We start from the raw sequence: 21,269 nt of genomic DNA, 5'->3' as shown, positions 1-21,269 counted from the left end.
GTCAGGAGGTGGGCCCGGACCTGGGCACGCGCACCGTCACCCGCAGCCCGTGCGGCTCGTGGTGGTCGTACCCGATCGAACCGCCGCCCGCCGCGAGCAGCGCCCGCGAGATGGACAGCCCGAGGCCGGAGCCCTTGATGTTCTGATGGCGCCCGCTCCGCCAGAAGCGGTCACCGATGCGGGCCAGCTCCTCGTCGGTCAGACCGGGGCCGTGGTCGATGACGACGACGGTGGAGGTGTCGCCGTTGAAGGCGACGGTCACCTCGACGGTCTGGTCCTCGGGAGTGAACTTCACCGCGTTGTCGATGACGGCGTCCAGCGCGCTGGACAGCGCCACCGGGTCGGCCCACGCGGTCGTCGGCGGGCAGTCGCCCACCAGGCGCACGCCCTTGGCCTCGGCGGTCGGGGCCCAGGCCGCCACCCGTTCGGCGGCGAGCGCACCAATGTCCGTGATCTTCAGATCCGCCTCGCTGTGCTCGGCCAGCGCCAGGTCGAGCAGGTCGTCCAGGACCTGCGCGAGACGCTTGCCCTCGGCCTGGACGGAGGCGATCTCCTGGTTGCCCTCGGGCAGTTCGAAGGAGAGCAGCTCGATGCGCAGCAGCAGCGCCGCGAGCGGGTTGCGCAACTGGTGCGAGGCGTCGGCGACGAAGGCGCGCTGCTGCTCGAGCACGTCCTCGACGTTGTCGGCCATCTCGTTGAACGACCGGGCCAGGCGCCGCAGTTCCGGCGGCCCGCCGGCGGCGGCGACCCGGGACTTCAGCCGCCCGGTGGCGATGTCGTGGGTGGTGGCGTCGAGGACGCGCACGGGCCGCAGCACCCAGCCGGTCAGCCGCAGGGCGGCGCCGACGGCCAGCAGCATCGCGGCGGCCTCTCCCGCGCCGATGACCAGCCAGCCGTGCAGCGTGCGCGAGCGCATCTGCCCGGTGGGCGAGTCGGTGACGACGACCGCGACGACATCGCCGTCCCGGATGACCGGCGAGGCGACCACGAGGTTGCGGCGCTGCCAGGGCCACACCTGCTGCGGGTCGTGGCTGCGGCGGCTGAGCAGCGCCTCGTCGAAGGCGTCCCGTACCTCGCCCTCCTTCGGCAGCGACCAACTGGCCGGTGCCTGAGCCATGGCCCTGCCGCTGCGGTAGAAGACCCCAGCCTTTATGCCGTAGACCTCGTGGTAACTGTCGAGCTCGCTGCTGAGCACGGTCAGACGCTCGTTCTCGAACACGCCTGCGTCGGTGGGCGAGTCGGTGACGAACTGGGCGAGGGCGGCGAAGCGCGCGGTGTCGTCGATCCGGTCGACGACGACCTTCTGCTGCTGGGCGCCGGCCAGACTGACGGCGAGCGGGACGCCGAGCGCGAGCAGCACGGCCGCCATCAGGACGATCAGCAGCGGGAGCAGACGAGTGCGCACCCGGCCCCGCTATCCGGCAGGCGCGACGAGCCGGTAGCCGACTCCGCGTACGGTCTCGATGAGGGCCGGCATGCGCAGCTTGGCGCGCAGGGAGGCGACGTGTACCTCCAGGGTGCGCCCGGTCCCCTCCCAGCTGGTACGCCACACCTCGCTGATGATCTGCTCCCGGCGGAAGACCACCCCGGGCCGCTGCGCGAGCAGGGCCAGCAGGTCGAACTCCTTGCGGGTCAGCTGGATCACCGCCCCGTCGACGCTGACCCGGCGCGTGGGCAGCTCGATGTGCACGGGGCCGAGCCGCAGCTCGGTCTCGATGCCGCTCGACGTGTCCTCGTGGGAGGTGCGCCGGCTCACGGCGTGGATCCGGGCGAGCAGTTCCCCGGTGTCGTACGGCTTCACCACGTAGTCGTCGGCGCCGAGGTTGAGGCCGTGGATGCGGGAGCGCACGTCGGAGCGTGCGGTGACCATGATCACCGGGGTGCTGGTGCGCTTGCGGATCTTGCCGCAGACCTCGTATCCGTCCTGGTCGGGCAGGCCGAGGTCGAGGAGGACGACACCGAAGCAGTCGCTCTCGGGGACGAGAGCCTGGAGGGCCTCTTCACCGCTGCGCGCGTGCGTGACGTCGAACCCGTGCCGCGCCAGGACAGCCGACAGGGCGGCGGCGACGTGGTTGTCGTCCTCGACGAGCAGCAGTCTCATCCGGGCCCCCTTCGGTTCACTGGCCGTACGCTCTGGATGTGTACAAATCACGTGCACACGCGCGCGTGCATCCTGTGCAGTCACGCTGATGGATGAGGACGGCGTCAAGAGGGTTCCGGTTGCGGAGAGCTTCCGTTACCCGGCCGATATGCGCGCTGCTCATAAGTGCTACGACACGTGTCCGATTGCTATCGGATCGTGATGCTCAGATTCCCCTCAGATGTAATGACGCAGGTCGTGGAGCATCACTACTGTCCTCCGAAACCGAGGAGGACGGAGCCTTAGAGCGATGACCGAAGTATCGGTGGCCAAGGAAGATGTGGCCGCGACCGGCGAACTGGTCGTCCTGAAGAGCGTCAACAAGCACTTCGGCGCGTTGCACGTGCTCCAGGACATCGACATGACGATCGCCCGTGGCGAAGTCGTCGTCGTCATCGGGCCCTCCGGGTCCGGGAAGTCCACCCTGTGCCGCACCATCAACCGCCTGGAGACGGTCGACTCCGGCTCGATCACGATCGACGGCAAGCCGCTGCCCGCCGAGGGCAAGGAGCTGGCCCGGCTGCGTGCCGACGTGGGGATGGTCTTCCAGTCCTTCAACCTCTTCGCGCACAAGACCGTGCTCGAGAACGTGATGCTCGGCCAGATCAAGGTCCGCAAGAAGGACAAGAAGGCGGCCGAGGAGCGGGCCCGGGCCCTGCTGGACCGGGTCGGCGTGGGCGCGCAGGCCGAGAAGTACCCGGCGCAGCTCTCCGGCGGTCAGCAGCAGCGTGTCGCCATCGCGCGGGCCCTGGCCATGGAGCCGAAGGTCATGCTCTTCGACGAGCCCACCTCGGCGCTCGACCCCGAGATGATCAACGAGGTGCTGGAGGTCATGCAGCAGCTCGCCCGCGACGGCATGACCATGATCGTCGTCACCCACGAGATGGGCTTCGCACGGTCGGCTGCAAACCGCGTGGTCTTCATGGCGGACGGCCGAATCGTCGAGGAGGCTGCGCCCGACCAGTTCTTCAGCAACCCGCGCAGTGACCGTGCCAAGGACTTCCTGTCGAAGATCCTGCACCACTGACGGCGAGGGTCGCGCCGGACGCGGCCCACGCCGCCCGCCCTTCGAGGGCCCGCATCTCCTTCATCAGTCAAAGGATGTTCACCATGAAGCTCCGCAAGGTCACCGCCGCCTCGGCCACCGTGTTCGCTCTCGCCCTGACCGCCACCGCGTGCGGCGGCAACAACAGCACGGGCGGCGACTCCGGCTCGGGTGGCGGCAAGTCGATCACGGTCGGCATCAAGTTCGACCAGCCCGGCCTCGGCCAGAAGACCCCGCAGGGCTACGCGGGCTTCGACGTCGACGTCGCCACGTACGTCGCGAAGAAGCTCGGTTACAACGCGGACCAGATCGAGTGGAAGGAGTCGAAGAGCGGCGACCGCGAGACCATGCTGAAGCGTGGCGACGTCGACTTCATCGCCGCGACCTACTCGATCACGCCCGAGCGCCAGAAGTTGGTCGACTTCGCCGGTCCGTACCTGCTGGCCCACCAGGACGTGCTGGTCCGCGCCGACGACAGCAAGATCAAGTCGCCGAAGGACCTGAACAACGCCAAGCTCTGCTCGGTGACCGGCTCCACCTCGGCGCAGAACGTCAAGGACAAGCTGGCGCCCAAGGCGCAGCTGCAGCCCTACCCGACGTACTCCGCCTGCCTCCCCGGCCTCCAGAACGGTGCCGTGGACGCGCTGACCACCGACGACTCGATCCTCGCCGGTTACGCCTCCCAGGCACAGTTCAAGGGCAAGTTCAAGCTCGGCGGCTTCAAGCTGACCAACGAGAACTACGGCATCGGCGTCAAGAAGGGCAGCGACCTCAAGGACAAGATCAACAAGGCCCTTGAGGACATGGTCGCCGACGGCGCCTGGCAGAAGGCCGTGGACAAGAACCTCGGTCCGGCGAGCTACAAGAACGAGCCCGCGCCGAAGATCGGCGACATCAAGAGCTGAGGCCCACGCCTGACAGGTGCGCCGCTGTCCGAGGCGGCGCACCGGGGCATCCCTATACGCGGAAGCGCGGGAGATCGTGTTCGACTTTCTTGAGGATTACGACCTACTGGGGGCCTTCTGGACGACAGTGCAGCTCGCTGTGCTGTCCGCCGTCGGCTCTCTCGTCTGGGGCACCCTGCTGGCCGCCATGCGCGTCGGCCCGGTGCCGCTGATGCGCGGCTTCGGGACCGCGTACGTGAACATCGTGCGGAACATCCCGCTGACCGTGATCATCCTGTTCACGTCACTGGGACTGAACCAGACGCTGGGTATCTCCCTCGGCGCGGACGATGTCGAGACGATCAACTTCCGGCTCGCGGTCCTGGGCCTGATCTTCTACACGTCGTCCTTCGTCTGCGAGGCGCTGCGCTCCGGCATCAACACCGTGCCGGTCGGGCAGGCGGAGGCGGCTCGCGCGATCGGCCTCACCTTCCGCCAAGTGCTCGGCCTGGTCGTGCTGCCGCAGGCGTTCCGTTCGTCCGTCGTCCCGCTGGCGAACGTGCTGATCGCCCTCATCAAGAACACCACGGTGGCCGCCGCCATCGGTGTCGCGGAGGCAGCGGTGCTGATGAAGGAGATGATCGAGAACGAGGCGCAGCTGCTGCTGATCTCAGCGATCATCGCCTTCGGTTTCGTGGTCCTGACACTGCCGACCGGCCTGATCCTCGGCTGGGTGGGCAAGAAGGTGGCGGTGAAGCGATGAGCTCCGTCCTGTACGACGCCCAGGGTCCCCGTGCCAAGCGGCGCAACGTCGTCCTCACGGTGATCTTCCTGGTCGCCACCGCTGCCCTGCTGTGGTGGGTGTACAAGGCCCTCAAGGACAAGGGCCAGCTGGAATGGGCCCTGTGGGAGCCGTTCTTCTCCGGCACCGAGGCCTGGTCCACGTACATCTGGCCGGGTCTGCAGAACACGTTGAAGGCCGCCGCCCTGGCGGTGATCATCGCGCTGCCGCTCGGCGCGGTCCTCGGAATCGCCCGTCTGTCGGACCACGCGTGGGTCCGGGTGCCGGCCGCGGTCGTGGTCGAGTTCTTCCGGTCCATCCCCGTGCTGGTCCTGATGATCTTCGGCCTCGCCCTGTTCGCCCAGTACACCAACGTCTCCTCCGACGACCGCCCGCTCTACGCGGTCGTCACCGGTCTGGTGCTGTACAACGCCTCGGTCCTCGCCGAGATCGTCCGTGCGGGCATCCTGTCCCTGCCCCAGGGACAGGGCGAAGCGGCGAAGGCGATCGGTCTGCGCAAGGGCCAGCTGATGCGCCTGATCCTGCTGCCCCAGGCCGTCACCGCGATGCTCCCGGCCATCGTCAGCCAGCTCGTCGTGATCGTGAAGGACACCGCGCTCGGCGGCGCCGTCCTCACCTATTCCGAGCTGCTCTCCTCGGCGAACACGATGAGCGGCTACTACGGCGCCAACGTCATCGCCAGCTTCACGGTCGTGGCCGTCATCTTCATCGCGCTCAACTTCGCCCTCACCTCGTTCGCGAGCTGGCTGGAGCGCCGGCTGCGGCGGGCGAAGAAGTCGACGGGTGCGGTCGTGGGTGCGAACGACGCGCAGATCGCCGGCACGGCGGGGACCGGCGGCGGAGGCACCGTCTGACACCCGGTCACCTCACGTGACACACTCAGGGGCAGTGGCATGATCGCCACTGCCCCTGGTCACTTGACGCAAGCACCGGCAATGGGTTGCATACGTTCTGTGATCGTGCACCCTGCTCCAACTTCGTGTTCACCCACGTCTCTCAGGACAACACCACGGGCAGGGGGCGCCGCGCCGTGGACCCGGTGATCATCGTCGGGGCCGGCCCCGTCGGGCTCACGCTCGCCCTGGCGCTCGCGCGTCAGGAGGTGCCGTGTGTCGTCCTCGACGAGGGACCGGGCAAGGACGAGCCCCGTGCGGCGCGCACCGTCGTCCTGCGCGAGGACACCGCCGCCCTCGTGGAACGACTGGCCGGGGTGTCCCTGGCCCGGGCCGGTGCCCGCTGGGTCGGATGGCGGTCGATGCGCCGCCGGCAGGTGATGCGCGAGATCGTCTTCGACGGCTCCGAGCCGCCCCCGCTGCACATCGCCCAGCACGTCCTGACCGGCGTCCTGCGCTCGGCCCTGTCGGGTGAGCGGTTCGTCAAGGTCGCGGTGGAGAGCCGCCTGGACGGCATCGAACAGGAGTCCTCGGGTGTGACGGCCCATACCCGCGGGCCGAAGGGCACGTACTGGCGTGGCAGTTACCTGGTCGGCTGCGACGGCCCCCGCTCGACCGTGCGCAAGATCCAGGACATCCGTTTCCCGGGCCGTACGGCGGTGGAACGTCACGCCGTCGCCACCCTGCGGACGGAACTGCCCTGGTCCGACGAGGCGTTGCTGCACCGCATGCCGCCGTGGCGCATGTCGGGCCCCTCGGCCGGCGAGGTCACCGCGCGCCCGCTGCCGGACGGCGTCTGGCGCCTGGACTGGCTCCTGCCGCCCGGCAAGGACCTGGTCACCCCCGAGCTGCTGCTGACCCGTATCCGGGAGACCCTGGCGGGCTGGGCGGGCGGAGCCACCCCGCCGTACGAGCTCCTGGACACCGGCGTCCACACCGTCCACCACCGTCTGGCCCGCCGCTGGCGCGCCGACCGGGTCTTCCTCGCCGGGGACGCCGCCCACCTGCTCGGCGCGATGGGCACGCACGGCCTGGACGAGGGCCTCAGGGACGCCGACAACCTCGCCTGGAAACTGGCTCTGGCCTGGCATCACGGGCCGCACGAAGCGCTTCTCGACAGCTACCAGACCGAACGGCGGGCGGTCGTGGCCGCCCGGCTGCGCGCCGCCGACCAGGCGCTGCCGCTGCTGCGCGGCGGCGGGGGCCTGCGCTCCTACGTGCCCGGCTCGACCCGGGGGCACGACACGCTGCTCACGGAGGGGCACCTGGGGCACGGCCAGCTCGGCGCGCCGGGGGCGTACGCCGACTCGCCGCTCGCACCGGGGCAGCTCGAAGGGGAAGTCCCCGTCGACACACCGCCCGGAGCACCGGTGACCGACGTACGGGTCACCGCGGAGGACGGCACGTTCGTGCGGCTGAGGGACCGGCTCGGCCGGGGTTCGCTGCTCGTGGTGCTGATCGCGCCAGGCACGAGTGTGTGGGAGCGCAAGCACTGGGCCGGCGCCGGCATCATGCCCCGGCTCGCGGCCGCGGTCTCGGCGCTGCCGCACCCCGCCGAGCTGCTGGTCGCCGAGAGCTACCCGGGTGCGGCCGCGCACACGGTGCTCCTGGTGCGCCCCGACGGGCACCTCGTCACCGCCCTGAACGGAGTGCGCCCCGCCGATCTCTACACGGCGGCGCAGGCCACGGTGGGCGGACCCGCGAAGGCGCAGGCCGAGGCCGGTGCGTCGGCCGGCTCGCGCTGACACCCGGGCACTGGAGTGACGTGACCCCTGTCACCGTGCGTCCGCATGGTGACAGTGAGTTGACCGGCCCGGACGGTCATGGTGTACTCCGGTGCGTGACCGACACCTGTGTGCGCCTGTGGCGGAGGGTCCATATGGACCTCCTCCGCTATGCGGGCTGCGTGTGTCGCCCGTCCTGCTGACTTCGCGTCTTCCCCCTCCCCGCGCGCGCCGCGCTCTGTCTGCCGCGGCTCCGACGCGCCTGCCTCGCGAAACCCTCGACAGGATCTTCAGGACGGCACCCGTGTCTGTATCCCCTTCCGCATCCCCGTCTGTCCCCTCCTCCGTCTCCGGCGCCGGTTCGGCGCCGACCCAGGCTGACCTCTTCGACTTCGTGCGCCGCATGGCGGCCGACACCGAGCTCATCGCCTCCCTGCCGCTCGACCCCGAGGGCCGCACCTGGGTGCGGCTGGACGGGCCCGGCGGCAGCGAGGCCTGGCTGATCGGCTGGCCGCCCGGCACGGGTACCGGCTGGCACGACCACGCCGAATCCGTCGGCGCCTTCCTGACCGCCTCGGGCGAGCTCAAGGAGAACTCGCTCGCCGCGCGGCTGCCCGCCGACGGCTGGAAGACCCTGGAGCTCTCCGACGATGTCGACCGGGAACGCCGGCTGACGGCGGGCCAGGGCCGCGCTTTCGGCCGGCACCACGTCCACGAGGTGCTCAACGACTCCTCCGACCGGCACGCGATCTCCGTGCACGCCTACTACCCTCCCCTCCCGCGGATCCGCCGCTACAGCCGCAGCGGACCGATCCTGCGGCTCGAGCAGGTGGAGCGACCGGAGGACTGGCAGTGAGCGACAAGGGTGAGCAGGTGAACGCCGACGTCCGGCCTCCCGTCGGCATCGACGAGTTGCTGGAGCACGTACGAGCGGGCTACGAGCGGATCGAGCCGCAGCAGGCGTACGAGGCCGCCCGGGCCGGTGACGCACTGCTGGTGGACATCCGCTACGCCGCTCTGCGCGACCGGGACGGCCTCATCCCCGGCGCCGTCGTCGTCGAGCGCAACGAGCTGGAGTGGCGCCTCGACCCGCAGGGCAGCCATCGTCTTCCCGAGGCCACGCGTCACGACCTGCGTGTCGTCGTGATCTGCAACGAGGGCTACGCCTCCAGTCTGGCCGTCCGGTCCCTGCGCGAGCTGGGACTGCACCGGGCCACCGATCTGGCCGGCGGATTCCAGGCCTGGCGAGAAGCGGGGCTTCCCGTGAGGTGAGCACTCCGCCGGTCCCAAAGTAGGGTGATCACTCCGGCCCAGAATGAGGTGGTCACTCCGCCGGGCCCGGCGCTGTCTCCTCCACGAGAAGCTCAGAACTGTTCCTCCCCCAGGAACTCCGTGTCCTCGCCCTCCTCCTCCAGCGCCCGCCGCACCACGCGCAGGGCCATGCCCTCCGGGTAGCCCTTGCGGGCGAGCATGCCGGCGAGGCGGCGAAGCCGCTTGTCGCGGTCGAGCCCACGGGTGGAGCGGAGCTTGCGGTCGACGAGCTCCCGCGCGGTCTCCTCCTCCTGCTCGGAGTCCAGCCGGGACACGGCCGCGTCGATCAGCGTGGAGTCGACACCCTTGGTCCGCAGTTCCTGGGCGAGCGCGCGCCGGGCCAGTCCGCGGCCGTGGTGCCGGGACTCCACCCAGGCGTCGGCGAAGGCACTGTCGTTGATGAGGCCGACCTCTTCGAACCGCGACAGCACCTCCTCGGCGGCGTCGTCCGGGATCTGCCGTTTGCGCAGGGCGTCGGCGAGTTGCTTGCGGGTCCGCGGGGTCCCGGTGAGCAGGCGCAGGCAGATCGCCCGCGCCTGCTCCACCGGGTCCGCGGGAGGCTCCCCCTCCTCGGCCCTCGACGAGGAGAGGGCACCTCCGTCCTCGGCGATCACCTCACCGAAGCCACGACGGCGGCGCCCACGCCCTCGGCGCGCCCCGCCGTCACGCGAGCCGTCCCGGGGTGAGCCGCCTCCACGGGAGCGGCGACCGGACGAGCCGCTACCCCCGGAGGCCTCGCCGTACAGCTCTTCGTCGCCCTCGTAGAACCGGTCGTCGCCGGACGTGTCCTCCCCGTCCACGGCCGAGCCCGTGTCGCCTCCGGTGCCCCTCCCCCGTGGGGCGCCGGAGGCGGCGTACTCGTACTCCGCCCAGTCGGTTCGTCGTGTCACGGGTCAGCTCTTGGCTGCGGCGGCCTTGGACTTGCTGCTCTTGGCCGCTGCGGGAGCAGGCACCGCCGCCGCGTCGGCCGGTGCCGCGGAGACCGCGGCGTCCGTGCCCGGCTCGGCCGCCGGCTCCTCGGGACGCACGCCGACGCCCAGCTTCTCCTTGATCTTCTTCTCGATCTCGTTGGCCAGGTCGGGGTTGTCCTTCAGGAAGTTGCGCGCGTTCTCCTTGCCCTGGCCGAGCTGGTCGCCCTCGTACGTGTACCAGGCGCCCGCCTTGCGGACGAAGCCGTGCTCCACGCCCATGTCGATCAGGCCGCCCTCGCGGCTGATGCCCTGGCCGTAGAGGATGTCGAACTCGGCCTGCTTGAAGGGCGGCGCGACCTTGTTCTTGACGACCTTGCAGCGGGTGCGGTTGCCGACCGCCTCGGTGCCGTCCTTCAGGGTCTCGATGCGGCGGATGTCGATACGCACCGAGGCGTAGAACTTCAGCGCCCGGCCACCGGTGGTGGTCTCCGGGGAGCCGAACATCACGCCGATCTTCTCGCGGAGCTGGTTGATGAAGATCGCGGTGGTCTTGGACTGGTTGAGCGCGCTGGTGATCTTTCGCAGGGCCTGGCTCATCAGGCGGGCCTGCAGACCCACGTGACTGTCGCCCATCTCGCCCTCGATCTCCGCGCGCGGGACGAGCGCGGCGACGGAGTCGATGACGATGAGGTCGAGGGCGCCGGAGCGGACCAGCATGTCCACGATCTCCAGGGCCTGCTCGCCGTTGTCCGGCTGGGAAAGGATGAGGTTGTCGATGTCGACGCCGAGCTTCTTCGCGTACTCGGGGTCGAGGGCGTGCTCCGCGTCGACGAAGGCGACCTGGCCTCCGGCCTTCTGCGCGTTCGCCACCGCGTGCAGGGTCAGGGTGGTCTTACCGGAGGACTCCGGTCCGTAGATCTCGACGACACGGCCGCGGGGCAGGCCGCCCACGCCGAGGGCCACGTCCAGGGCGGTGGAGCCGGTCGAGATGACCTCGATGGGCTCATTGGTACGGTCGCCCATGCGCATGACCGCGCCCTTGCCGAATTGCCGTTCAATCTGTGCGAGAGCGGCATCCAGGGCCTTCTCGCGGTCGGTTCCTGCCATGGGTTCCACCCGATTTGCTTGAGTCGATCGCTTCACGTCAAAGACGCTAACGCCTGCCACTGACAATGCGCCCCGACGCACGTCCGGCCTGTGGATAACTCGGGCACTTCTCTACCCAAACTACGTCGAACTGCCCGCCGTTGAGCCTCGCCGGTACCTCCATAAGAATGGATGTTCGATTTTCGTGTCAAGCGCACCACACGGCACACCCGCGGCCTCGCGGTTGACCTTGCCGCAGGGGCAGCCCCGACCCTTCCGGTCATGAACGGTGATGACGACGCCCTCCTCACGGAGCAGATCGCCTACTACCGCGCGGGGGCGGCCGAGTACGACCGGCCCTACGCGGAGCGCGCGGAACTCCAGCGGCCCCTGGCCAGGACGGACGGCCTCCCGATCAGCGGAGACGTGCTGGAGCTGGCCTGCGGAACGGGCCAGTCGGTCCGACGCCTGGATCCTGACTGCCGCTCGGTCGGTCGACGCCGGGATCAGGAGGAATCCTGCCCAGGTTCTCCGCCTCCGGGCCCGGGCTTCTCCGCCCCGGGCCGCCGTGCCCACAGCTGCCGCGCCCGTGTGATCGGGCCAGGCCCCTCTCCCCGTCGGCGATGGCCGTGCACCCGGGGGTCGTCCGTGACGTCGTACCGCTTCACGTACGCCCCCAGGAAGGCCTGGAGCGTGGCGACCGCGGGGATGGCGATCAGCGCGCCGACGGCGCCGAGGAGCGCGGTGCCGGCGATGACCGAGCCGAAGGAGACCGCGGGGTGGATGTCGACGGTCCTGGAGGTCAGCTTGGGCTGGAGCACGTAGTTCTCGAACTGCTGGTAGACCACGACGAACATCAGCACCCACAGCGCGTACCAGGGGTCCACCGTGAACGCGATCAGCATGGGCAGCGCACCCGCGAGATACGTGCCGATGGTGGGGATGAACTGCGACACCAGCCCGACCCACACGGCGAGCACGGGCGCGTAGGGCACGTCCAGGGCCTGCAGCAGGACGAAGTGGGCCACGCCGGAGATCAGGGCCATCAGACCGCGGGAGTAGATGTACCCGCCGGTCTTGTTGACGGCGATCTCCCACGCGCGGAGCACCTCGGCCTGCCGGGCGGGCGGCAGGACGGAGCAGATCGCGCGGCGCAGCCGGGGGCCGTCCGCGGCGAAGTAGAACGAGAACAGCGCGATCGTCAGCAACTGGAAGAGACCCCCGATGACCTGGGCGGACACGTCCAGGACACCCGTGGCACTGTTCTGCACGTAGTTGCGCAGCCAGTCGGAGCGGAGCAGGCCCTCCTGGATGTCCACGCGCTTCAGGTCGGTGTTGAAGTGTGTGTTGATCCAGTGGATGACGGAGTCGAGGTACGCCGGGAAGCCCTCGATCATCTTGATGATCTGGTCCGCGAGGATGGAACCGAGCAGCGTGACGAAGCCTGCGGCCACGATGATCACGCCGATGAAGACGACGAACGTGGCCAGCCCCCTGCGGACGCCGCGCGAGGCCATCCAGCTCACCGCCGGTTCTATGGCCAGCGCCAGGAAGAACGCGATGAGGATGTTGATCAGCAGGCCGGTGAGCTGGTGGAAGGCCCAACTGCCCAGCTGGAACACGGCGACGAGGGTGAGTGCGAGCACCATGGCGCGGGGCAGCCACCGCGGCATACGGTTGTTCGGCCCTGCGGCGGTCCCGGTGGGCGGTGTCGTACCGAACGGGGACGACTGCCCGGCTCCCTGCCCGGCCTCGTCAGTCACTGCCTGCCCGGCCTCGTCAGTCACTGCCTGCCCGGCCTCGTCAGTCACTGCCTGCCCGGCCTCGTCGGTCACTGCCTGCCCGGTCTCGTCAGTTGGTGCCACGGACCAAGTCTCGCCCACGCCACCGACAGCCGTCTGCCCGCCTGCGATCTTCGTGACCGGCCCGTCAGCGGCCTCCACGAGAGGTCAACGCTTCTCCCCCGGCACGTCCATCACCGTGCACACCACCTGCCAGACCCGCTTGGCGTCCCAGCCGGCGTCGAGCGCCTCGTGCACCGTGCGCCCGCCCAGCTCCGACATCACGTGGTCGCGCGCGAAGGTGTCGGCGTAGCCAGGACCGAAGTGCTCCGCCATCCGCTGCCAGAAGACCGTCAACCGCATGCCCCCAGTATCCCGCCCCTGGGGTGGGCCTGGGCCGGGACCGCCTGTCGGCACCGCTTTGCGCCCTACGGTCTGACCCATGGCCGACACAGGAGCTTCCGCAGTCCCCCCGACACCCCCGTCGCACAGCCCCGTCGCACGCGCGGAGCGCTTCGTCTGGCTCACCGCGCGCGTGCTCGAGCGGCGCCTCTTCGCCCACCACTTCCGGGGCGCCACCGCCGACCCGGTGGAGACCGCCCTGGACGCCTACCGCAACGAGGACGGCGGGTACGGCCACGCTCTGGAGCCCGATCTGCGCGGCCCGGTCAGCCAGCCCCCGCACACCGCCCACGCGCTGCGGGTCCTGGACGCGGTGGGGCGTTGCGCCGGCCAGCGCGTGGAGCGTATGTGCCGTTACCTGACGTCGGTCTCCACCGCGGACGGTGCCCTTCCAGCGGTCCATCCGAGCCAGCGCGACTACCCCACGGCGCCCTTCGTGACGGTCGTGGACGACCCGCCCAGCGCCCTCCTGGCCACGGGGCCGGTGGTGGGGCTGCTGCACCGCAACGAGGTGTGGCACGCCTGGCTGTTCCGGGCCACGGAGTTCTGCTGGCAGGCGGTCGAGTCGCTGGAGGAGTCCCACCCGGACGAGATCGAGGCCGCCGTGGCCTTCCTGGACTCCGCCCCCGACCGCCCGCGTGCGGAGGCGGCCGCCGACCGCCTGGGCCGCCTGGTACGCGCCCGCCGCCTCGCGGCACTGGACCCCGACGCCCTGGACGCCTACCCGGTCGGCCCCGGCTACGCCCCGGGAGAGCACCACTTCCCGCACGACTACGCGAGAACACCGCGCTCCCTCGCGCGCGCGTGGTTCACGGACGACGAGATGGCCCGCTCCCTCGACCACCTCGCGGCCCAGCAGCAGGAGGACGGCGGCTGGCCTGTGCGTCGGCGCCACTGGGCCCCGGCGCCCGCCTTGGAGGCCCGCCCCGTGGCGACGATCGAGGCCCTGCGCACGCTCCGGTCCCACGGTCGCCCCGTCGGCTGATCACCCCGCGCCCATGGCCCGCACCCCGGCGGTCACGACCACGGCAGCCCCGACGACGAGCAGGAACGGGGCGCGCAGCATCAGCGTCACGGCCGCGGCGGCGAGCCCCGCGGCCCGCGCGTCCAGCACCAGCGTCTGCCCGTCGGCGAACGTCTGCTGGGCCGTGAGGGCCGCGAGCAGCGCGACGGGCAGCAGCGCGGCAAGCCGCTTGACGGCGGGCCGCTCCAGAGCCCCCGCGGGCACCAGCAGCCCGGCCAGCTTGACGGCGTAGCACCCGAGGACGGTCACCCCGATCGCGATCCAGACGTTCACCGCTCAGCCCTCTCTCGACCGCGCCGGCCGTCCGCCCACAGCACGACCGGCGCCGCCAGCGCGGCCAGCAGAACCGGCACCCCGGCGGGCAGCACGGGCAGCAGCCCGAGCCCCAGCAGCACGGCGAGTCCGGCCACGGCCCGCTCGGTGCCGGTCCTCAGCATCGGCGCGAGCAGGGCCAGGAACACCGCGGGACCGGCGGCGTCCAGCCCCCAGGCGTCGGTGTCCCCGATGGCCTCGGCGCCCAGGGCACCGAGCAGTGTGGTGAGGTTCCACAGCAGGTACAGCGTCAGCCCGGTCACGAAGAACCCGATCCGGGCGCTGCGCCGCGTGGGCTGGGCGAGCGCGACGGCGGCCGTCTCGTCGATCACCCACTGCGCGGCGAACGGCCGCACCGCGCGCGGGAGGGCCAGCAACTGCGACAGCCGCAGACCGTAGAAGGCGTTCCGCACGCCCAGGAAGAAAGCCCCGGCAGCGGCCGTGAACGGACTTCCTCCTGCCGCGAGAGCCCCCACCAGGGCGAACTGGGACGCCCCGGTGAACACCAGCAGACTGAGCGCGCACGTCTGCATCAGCGTGAGTCCGCTGCCCGCCGACGTCACCCCGAAGGCGAACCCGGAGAGCCCGACAGCCACCCCCACGCCCAGGGCGTCCCGCACGACGGCGCGGTCCGGCTTCCCATCGGTCCCGGTATCTCTGAGAGCTGTCCGTTCTGCCACGCCCGCACGCTACGAGCAGCCGCTATCCCGGGTCTTGTACGTTCTTGCGCTCCCGCTGATACGCCCCCGGAGGCACACCGACCATCCTGCTGAAGTGCCGGTTGAGATGCGGCTGATCGGTGAACCCGACGGCCACGGCGACCTCCGAGGGCGCCGTCCCCAGGTCCAGCAGCAGCCGTGCCCGCCGTACCCGCGCATCCGTGAGCCACGCGTGCGGCGGCATACCGTAGGCGTCCCGGAAGGCCCGCAGCAGCGCGAACGGTCCGGTCCCCAGCTCGGCGGCCAACCGCTCCAGACTCGGCGGCCGGGCCAGCCGCTCCTCCAGCACCCCACGCGCGCGTGCCGCGATCCGGGCTCCAGCCGTCCTCACCTCCCGCCGCGGCATCGGACCGCCGTTCAACCGCAGCAACCTGGTCACGGCGACCCGCAGCAATGTGTCGGCGGCCAGGGCGTTGCCCTCGTCGGCCGCCCGCAGCACCTGGTGCACCAGCCCGACGGCGTACGGATCACTCACCACCGGGGCGACGAACCCCGGAGTCCCCCGCAGGGCCGTGGTCTCGGCCGCGATCTCCGCCACCACGTCCACCGACGGATACACGGCCCCGTACCGCCACCCCTCGGGCACCCCCGCCCGCCCGGTGTGCGGTGTGTCCGGGTTCACCAGCGCCAGAGCCCCGGCGCCCGCGTACTGGTCACCCCCGCCGTGGTGGAAGACCTCCACCCCGTAGACGATGGCGGCGATCACGAAGTTCTCGTGCGTGTGCCGCACGAACGTCTTCCGCACGTAACGGGCCCGCAGCAGATCCACACCCGGCAGCTCGTCGTACTGCCAGTGCCGCGCCCGCTCGCTCATACCGCCATTGTCCCGCTGCACCACGGGCGGCGGCCCGTTGTCAGTGCCGAGGTGCACGATGGACCCATGGCCAGCCACGCACACCGAGCCCTGGACACGTTCTCCCCCGCGACCCGCGCCTGGTTCACGGGGGCCTTCTCCGCGCCCACCACCGCCCAGACCGGGGCGTGGCAGGCCATCCACGAGGGCTCGGACGTGCTGGTCGTCGCGCCCACCGGCTCCGGCAAGACCCTGGCCGCCTTCCTGGCCGCCCTGGACCAGCTGGCCTCGACACCGCCCCCCGCCGACCCGAAGAAGCGCTGCCGTGTCCTGTACGTCTCGCCGCTGAAGGCCCTGGCCGTGGACGTCGAGCGCAACCTCCGCAGCCCCCTGACCGGAATCCGCCAGGAATCGGTACGCCTCGGTCTGCCCGAGCCCGAGGTCAAGGTGGGCATCCGGTCGGGCGACACCCCCGCCGCCGAGCGCCGCGCCCTGTCCACCCGCCCGCCGGACATCCTGATCACGACCCCCGAGTCACTGTTCCTGATGCTGACCTCGGCCACCCGCGACGCGCTGACCGGGGTGGACACCGTGATCCTCGACGAGGTGCACGCGGTGGCCGGCACCAAGCGCGGCGCACACCTGGCGCTCTCCTTGGAGCGGCTGGACGAGCTGCTCCCGAAGCCCGCCCGCCGCATCGGCCTGTCCGCGACGGTCCGCCCGGTCGACGAGGTGGCCCGTTTCCTCTCGCCCCGCCGCAAGGTGGAGATCGTCCAGCCGGAGTCGGGCAAGGAGTTCGACCTCTCCGTCGTCGTCCCGGTCGAAGACCTGGGCGAGCTGGGCGGCTCCCCGGTGACGGACGGCTCGGAGGGCGCCGAGCGCCCGTCGATCTGGCCGCACGTCGAGGAGCGGATCACCGACCTCGTCCAGGCCCACCGCTCCACGATCGTCTTCGCGAACTCCCGCCGCCTCGCGGAGCGCCTGTGCAACCGCCTGAACGAGATCGCCTACGAACGGGCCACGGGCGAGCCTCTCGACGAGCACCATTCCCCCGCCGAGCTGATGGGCGGCTCGGGAGCCGCCCAGGGCGCTCCGCAGGTCATCGCCCGCGCCCACCACGGCTCGGTGTCGAAGGAGCAGCGCGCGCTGGTCGAGGAGGACCTCAAGGCGGGCCGCCTCCCCGCGGTCGTGGCCACGTCCAGTCTGGAACTGGGCATCGACATGGGTGCGGTGGACCTCGTGGTGCAGGTGGAGTCGCCGCCCTCGGTGGCCTCCGGCCTCCAGCGCGTCGGCCGCGCGGGCCACCAGGTGGGCGCGGTCTCCACCGGCGTGGTCTTCCCGAAGTACCGCGGCGACCTGGTCCAGGCGGCCGTGGTCACCGAACGCATGCGTACCGGCGCCATCGAGTCCCTCAGGGTCCCCGCCAACCCCCTCGACGTGCTGGCCCAGCAGGTCGTCGCCATGACGGCGATGGACAGCTGGCAGTTCGACGACCTCCTCGCCGCCGTGCGCCGGGCCGCCCCGTTCGCCTCACTGCCCGAGTCCGCCTTCACGGCGGTCCTGGACATGCTGGCCGGGCGCTACCCGTCCGACGCGTTCGCGGAGCTGCGCCCGCGCGTGGTGTGGGACCGGGTCACCGGCGAGATCACCGGCCGCCCCGGCGCACAGCGTCTCGCCGTCACCTCCGGGGGCACGATCCCCGACCGGGGCCTGTTCGGGGTCTTCCTCGCCGGAGCGGACCCGAAGAAGGGCGGCGGCCGGGTCGGCGAGCTCGACGAGGAGATGGTCTACGAGTCCCGCGTCGGTGATGTCTTCACCCTGGGCACGAGCTCCTGGCGCATCGAGGACATCACCCGCGACCGTGTCCTGGTCTCCCCGGCCCCGGGTGTACCGGGCCGGCTGCCCTTCTGGAAGGGTGACCAGCTCGGCCGTCCGCTGGAGCTGGGCCGCGCGGTGGGCGCGTTCCTGCGCGAGGTCGGCTCCCTGTCCGAGGAAGACGCCCGGTTCCGCCTCGTCGCCGCCGGTCTGGACGCCTGGGCGGCGGACAACGTGCTCTCCTACCTGGCCGAACAGCGCGAGGCCTGCGGCCACGTCCCGGACGACCGGACGATCGTCGTGGAGCGCTTCCGCGACGAGCTCGGCGACTGGCGCGTGGTGGTGCACTCCCCCTTCGGCGCCCAGGTGCACGCCCCCTGGGCGCTCGCGCTCGGCGCCAAGCTCTCCGAGCGGTACGGCATGGACGCGCAGGTCATGCACGCGGACGACGGCATCGTGCTGCGCCTGCCGGACGCCGACCTGATGGGCCTGGACCTGCTGGACCAGGAGCCGGTCAAGATGGGCCGGGAGTACGACGCCGAGCAAGCCCCGGTGGGCGCCGCCGACGTCGTCTTCGACAAGGGCGAGGTCGACCAGGTCGTCACCGACCAGGTGGGCAGCTCTGCCCTGTTCGCCTCCCGCTTCCGCGAGTGCGCCGCCCGTGCGCTACTGCTGCCGCGCCGCAACCCCGGTAAGCGCACCCCGTTGTGGCAGCAGCGGCAGCGTGCTTCGCAGCTGCTTCAGGTGGCGAGCGAGTTCGGCTCGTTCCCGATCGTGCTGGAGGCGGTCCGCGAGTGCCTCCAGGACGTCTTCGACGTTCCCGGGCTCGTCGAGTTGATGGGCGACCTGGAGTCCCGCAAGGTACGCCTCGTAGAGGTCACGACGGCCGAACCGTCCCCGTTCGCGCGCTCCCTGCTCTTCGGCTACGTCGCCCAGTTCCTGTACGAGGGCGACTCCCCGCTCGCCGAGCGCCGCGCCGCGGCCCTGTCGCTGGACTCACGGCTGCTGGCCGAGCTGCTGGGTCAGGCGGAGCTGCGCGAGCTGCTCGACGCGGAGGTGCTGACGGAGCTGGAGCGGGAGCTCCAGTGGCTCACCGAGGACCGCCGCGTCAAGGACGCCGAGGGCGTCGCGGACATCCTGCGCCTCCTCGGCCCGCTCACGGACGCGGAGCTCGCCGAGCGGGGCGCCGAGCCGCAGTGGGCGCAGGAGCTGGCCGGTGCGCGCCGCGCCATCCGGGTGCGGGTCGGCGGCGCCGACCACTGGGCGGCGATCGAGGACGCGGGCCGTCTGCGCGACGCACTGGGCACAGCCCTGCCCGTCGGCGTCCCGGAGGCCTTCACGGAGCCGGTCAAGGACCCGCTCGGCGACCTCCTCGCGCGCTACGCCCGCACCCACGACCCGTTCACCTCGGCCAAGGCGGCGGCCCGTTTCGGTCTGGGCACGGCCGTCACCGAGGGCGCCCTCCAGCGGCTCGCCGCGGCGGGCCGGGTCGTCCAGGGCGAGTTCCATCCGGCCGGGATCGGCCAGGAGTGGTGTGACGCGACCGTGCTGCGCCGGCTGCGCCGCCGTTCCCTGGCCGCGCTGCGGCACGAGCTGGAGCCGGTGCCTCCGCCGGCGCTCGCCCAGTTCCTCCCCCAGTGGCAGCACATCGGCAAGGGACACTCCCTGCGCGGCATCGACGGGCTGGTCCGGGCCATCGAACAGATGCAGGGCGCGTCCGTACCGGCCTCCGCGCTGGAGAAAGCTGGTCCTGCCCTCCCGGGTGGTGAACTACACCCCGGCGATGCTGGACGAGCTGACCGCCGCCGGAGAGGTGGTGTGGGCCGGGGCCGGTTCCCTCCCCGGCAAGGACGGCTGGGTCTCCCTCTACCTGGCGGACGCGGCCCCCCTGCTCCTGCCGCCCCCGCACCCCCTGGAGCTGACGGCCCTGCACCAGTCCGTCCTGGACACCCTGTCCGGCGGCTACGGCCTGTTCTTCCGCCAGATCGCCGACCAGGTCCGCGCCACCACCCACCCCGACGCGACCGACCCCCAGCTGGCCGACGCGCTCTGGGACCTCGCCTGGTCCGGGCGATTGACGAACGACACGCTCACCCCCATGCGCTCCCTGCTCGGCTCGGGCCGCACCGCCGGTTCCACGGCCCACCGTGCCAAGCGCGCGGTCCCGCGCGGCCGCTACGGCTCCCTGACGGCGGCGGCCCGCAGCGCGTCCCGCACCGGTCCGCCGACCGTCGCCGGCCGCTGGTCCCTGCTCCCGGCGCACGAGCCGGACCCCACGGTGCGGGCGCACGCCCTCGCCCGCACCCTCCTCGACCGGCACGGCGTGGTGACCAGGGGCGCGGTCTCGGCGGAGGGTGTCGAGGGCGGGTTCTCGGCGACGTACCGCGTGCTGGCCGCCTTCGAGGAGAGCGGCCAGGCCCGCCGCGGCTACGTCGTGGAGGGTCTCGGCGCCGCACAGTTCGCGATGGACGGCGCCGTGGACCGCCTGCGCGCGGTGTCCACCGCCCGGGACCGCGGCCAGGACCTGCCCGGCCCCCCGCAGGACCCTGGCCTCGACCCGTTCCCGGCCCACGACTTCGCGGGACCGGACGACTCGGCCACCTCCACCGACCACACCGACGACCCCGGGCAGGACGACTTCACCGACTTCGGCGCCGCCTTCGAGGCCCCCGCCCCCCGGCCCGCCCCGGGCGAGTACGTCTCACCCCGCGACTATCCCCCGCAGAGCGCCCCGCCCTGGCAGAACGGCGGACGCGCACCGTACGATCCCGGTTTCCCGGGTCGCCGCAACCGCCCCGATCCCGCGTCCCGGGCCGTCGTCCTCGCCGCCGCCGACCCGGCGAACGCGTACGGCGCCGCCCTGCCCTGGCCCGAGCCCCCGACCGGCGCCGGACACAAGCCGGGCCGCAAGGCGGGCTCGCTGGTGGTTCTCGTCGACGGTGAGCTGACGCTCTACATGGAGCGCGGTGGCAAGACGCTGCTGGCCTGGGCCACCGACCCGGACGGCGACCCCACCGACGACCCCCGCCTGAGCGCCGCCGCCGAGTCCCTGGCAGCGGCCGCCCGCGCGGGCTCCCTCGGCACGGTCACCGTGGAGCGCGTCAACGGCGCCCAGGCCCTGACCTCCCCCATCGGCGCCCTCCTGGAAGGAGCGGGCTTCATCGCGACTCCCCGCGGGCTGCGTCTGCGCGCCTGACCACCACACCGCGCGTGCGGGCCGCGCCTGCGCGCCCGACGACCGCACCCCGGTGCACCGGCGCGCCCTCGCCCCGCCCCGTCCCCCTCACAGCCGACCGGACCGGGCACCCCTCACCGTGCCACCCTTGACCCATGCCCGAAGGTGACACGGTCTGGCAGACGGCGAGGCGACTGCACGACGCCCTCGCGGGCAAGGTGCTGACCCGCAGCGACCTCCGGGTGCCCCGCTTCGCCACGGCCGACATCACCGGCCGCACGGTCCTCGATGTCACCCCGCGCGGCAAGCACCTCCTGACCCGCGTCGAAGGCGGTCTGACCCTGCACTCCCACCTGCGGATGGACGGCGCCTGGAAGGTCTACGCGAACGGCCGGCGCTGGGGCGGCGGGCCCGGCCACCAAATCCGCGCGATCCTCGGCAACGCCGACCGT

At 71.6% G+C, this 21,269-nt stretch carries 19 protein-coding genes and 1 pseudogene; 11 read left to right on the top strand and 9 right to left on the bottom strand.

The features are described 5' to 3' along the window. Position 1: 1 nt before the first annotated feature. Both SSQG_RS28720 and SSQG_RS28715 read right to left on the bottom strand, forming a co-directional pair. The gene (locus tag SSQG_RS28720; protein WP_003993419.1) at positions 2-1,405 is read right to left on the bottom strand and encodes a sensor histidine kinase; all 1,404 of its coding nucleotides are present in this window, start codon (positions 1,403-1,405) and stop codon (positions 2-4) included. 9 nt (positions 1,406-1,414) lie between these two features. Continuing rightward, positions 1,415-2,101 carry a response regulator transcription factor gene (locus SSQG_RS28715; protein ID WP_003993418.1) on the bottom strand — a complete coding sequence of 229 codons (687 nt, stop codon included), beginning with the start codon at positions 2,099-2,101 and terminating at the stop codon, positions 1,415-1,417. Positions 2,102-2,390: 289 nt separating this feature from the next. Here SSQG_RS28715 and SSQG_RS28710 point away from each other — a divergent pair, with 289 nt between their 5' ends. The 8 genes from SSQG_RS28710 (at position 2,391) to SSQG_RS28680 (ending at position 8,760) form a co-directional block, all read left to right on the top strand. After that, positions 2,391-3,167, top strand: coding sequence for an amino acid ABC transporter ATP-binding protein (locus tag SSQG_RS28710; protein WP_003993417.1), 777 nt, complete (start codon positions 2,391-2,393; stop codon positions 3,165-3,167). Between the two features lie 83 nt (positions 3,168-3,250). Beyond that, a complete protein-coding gene (locus SSQG_RS28705; protein ID WP_003993416.1) occupies positions 3,251-4,090 on the top strand; it encodes a glutamate ABC transporter substrate-binding protein in 840 nt (279 codons plus the stop codon). Positions 4,091-4,166: 76 nt separating this feature from the next. After that, positions 4,167-4,832 carry an amino acid ABC transporter permease gene (locus tag SSQG_RS28700; protein ID WP_003993415.1) on the top strand — a complete coding sequence of 222 codons (666 nt, stop codon included), beginning with the start codon at positions 4,167-4,169 and terminating at the stop codon, positions 4,830-4,832. Then, positions 4,829-5,725, top strand: a complete 897-nt coding sequence (locus tag SSQG_RS28695) for an amino acid ABC transporter permease (protein ID WP_003993414.1) — start codon at positions 4,829-4,831, stop codon at positions 5,723-5,725. Before SSQG_RS28700 ends, SSQG_RS28695 begins: the two co-directional genes overlap by 4 nt. A gap of 176 nt (positions 5,726-5,901) precedes the next feature. Next, positions 5,902-7,509, top strand: coding sequence for an FAD-dependent monooxygenase (locus SSQG_RS28690; protein ID WP_039933806.1), 1,608 nt, complete (start codon positions 5,902-5,904; stop codon positions 7,507-7,509). 20 nt (positions 7,510-7,529) lie between these two features. Beyond that, positions 7,530-7,691 carry a putative leader peptide gene (locus tag SSQG_RS44075; RefSeq protein WP_423655954.1) on the top strand — a complete coding sequence of 54 codons (162 nt, stop codon included), beginning with the start codon at positions 7,530-7,532 and terminating at the stop codon, positions 7,689-7,691. Between the two features lie 101 nt (positions 7,692-7,792). After that, positions 7,793-8,344, top strand: coding sequence for a cysteine dioxygenase (locus SSQG_RS28685; protein ID WP_003993412.1), 552 nt, complete (start codon positions 7,793-7,795; stop codon positions 8,342-8,344). Continuing rightward, positions 8,335-8,760 (top strand): rhodanese-like domain-containing protein, encoded by a 426-nt coding sequence (locus tag SSQG_RS28680; protein WP_003993411.1) that lies wholly within the window; start codon positions 8,335-8,337, stop codon positions 8,758-8,760. The genes SSQG_RS28685 and SSQG_RS28680 overlap by 10 nt, the downstream gene beginning before the upstream one ends. A gap of 92 nt (positions 8,761-8,852) precedes the next feature. On the opposite strand, the gene recX is transcribed toward SSQG_RS28680, so the two are convergent. From recX to SSQG_RS28660, 4 genes are all read right to left on the bottom strand, one after another. Next, positions 8,853-9,689 (bottom strand): recombination regulator RecX, encoded by an 837-nt coding sequence (gene recX, locus SSQG_RS28675; RefSeq protein WP_039933803.1) that lies wholly within the window; start codon positions 9,687-9,689, stop codon positions 8,853-8,855. Between the two features lie 3 nt (positions 9,690-9,692). Next, positions 9,693-10,817, bottom strand: coding sequence for a recombinase RecA (recA, locus tag SSQG_RS28670; protein ID WP_003993409.1), 1,125 nt, complete (start codon positions 10,815-10,817; stop codon positions 9,693-9,695). Positions 10,818-11,302: 485 nt separating this feature from the next. Continuing rightward, on the bottom strand, positions 11,303-12,469 hold the full coding sequence (locus tag SSQG_RS28665) for an AI-2E family transporter (protein WP_003993408.1): 1,167 nt from the start codon (positions 12,467-12,469) through the stop codon (positions 11,303-11,305). A gap of 276 nt (positions 12,470-12,745) precedes the next feature. Next, positions 12,746-12,940 (bottom strand): DUF3046 domain-containing protein, encoded by a 195-nt coding sequence (locus tag SSQG_RS28660; RefSeq protein ID WP_003993407.1) that lies wholly within the window; start codon positions 12,938-12,940, stop codon positions 12,746-12,748. A 79-nt stretch (positions 12,941-13,019) separates the two neighbouring features. Here SSQG_RS28660 and SSQG_RS28655 point away from each other — a divergent pair, with 79 nt between their 5' ends. Next, positions 13,020-13,964, top strand: a complete 945-nt coding sequence (locus tag SSQG_RS28655) for a hypothetical protein (protein ID WP_003993406.1) — start codon at positions 13,020-13,022, stop codon at positions 13,962-13,964. On the opposite strand, the gene SSQG_RS28650 is transcribed toward SSQG_RS28655, so the two are convergent. Genes SSQG_RS28650 through SSQG_RS28640 form a run of 3 tightly spaced genes read right to left on the bottom strand, consistent with a single transcriptional unit; the run spans position 13,965 to position 15,848 of the window. After that, the gene (locus tag SSQG_RS28650; protein WP_003993405.1) at positions 13,965-14,276 is read right to left on the bottom strand and encodes an AzlD domain-containing protein; all 312 of its coding nucleotides are present in this window, start codon (positions 14,274-14,276) and stop codon (positions 13,965-13,967) included. Beyond that, on the bottom strand, positions 14,273-14,995 hold the full coding sequence (locus SSQG_RS28645) for an AzlC family ABC transporter permease (protein ID WP_003993404.1): 723 nt from the start codon (positions 14,993-14,995) through the stop codon (positions 14,273-14,275). The genes SSQG_RS28650 and SSQG_RS28645 overlap by 4 nt, the downstream gene beginning before the upstream one ends. Positions 14,996-15,017: 22 nt before the next feature. Next, entirely contained in the window at positions 15,018-15,848 is an 831-nt protein-coding gene (locus SSQG_RS28640) for an AraC family ligand binding domain-containing protein (RefSeq protein WP_039933800.1), read from the bottom strand. A 66-nt stretch (positions 15,849-15,914) separates the two neighbouring features. Between SSQG_RS28640 and SSQG_RS28635 the strand changes: the two are divergent. After that, positions 15,915-20,643, top strand: a pseudogene (locus SSQG_RS28635) (ATP-dependent helicase); the annotation flags it as partial. Between the two features lie 329 nt (positions 20,644-20,972). Beyond that, positions 20,973-21,269, top strand: a 297-nt coding sequence (locus SSQG_RS28630; RefSeq protein WP_003993401.1) for a DNA-formamidopyrimidine glycosylase family protein, incomplete at its 3' end; no start/stop codon positions are given.

Origin of the sequence: Streptomyces viridochromogenes DSM 40736 (genome assembly GCF_000158955.1) — a bacterium.
Lineage (GTDB): Bacteria > Actinomycetota > Actinomycetes > Streptomycetales > Streptomycetaceae > Streptomyces > Streptomyces venetus.
Note: the sequence above shows the minus strand (reverse complement) of the source record. Positions and strands in the feature narration are given on the sequence as shown.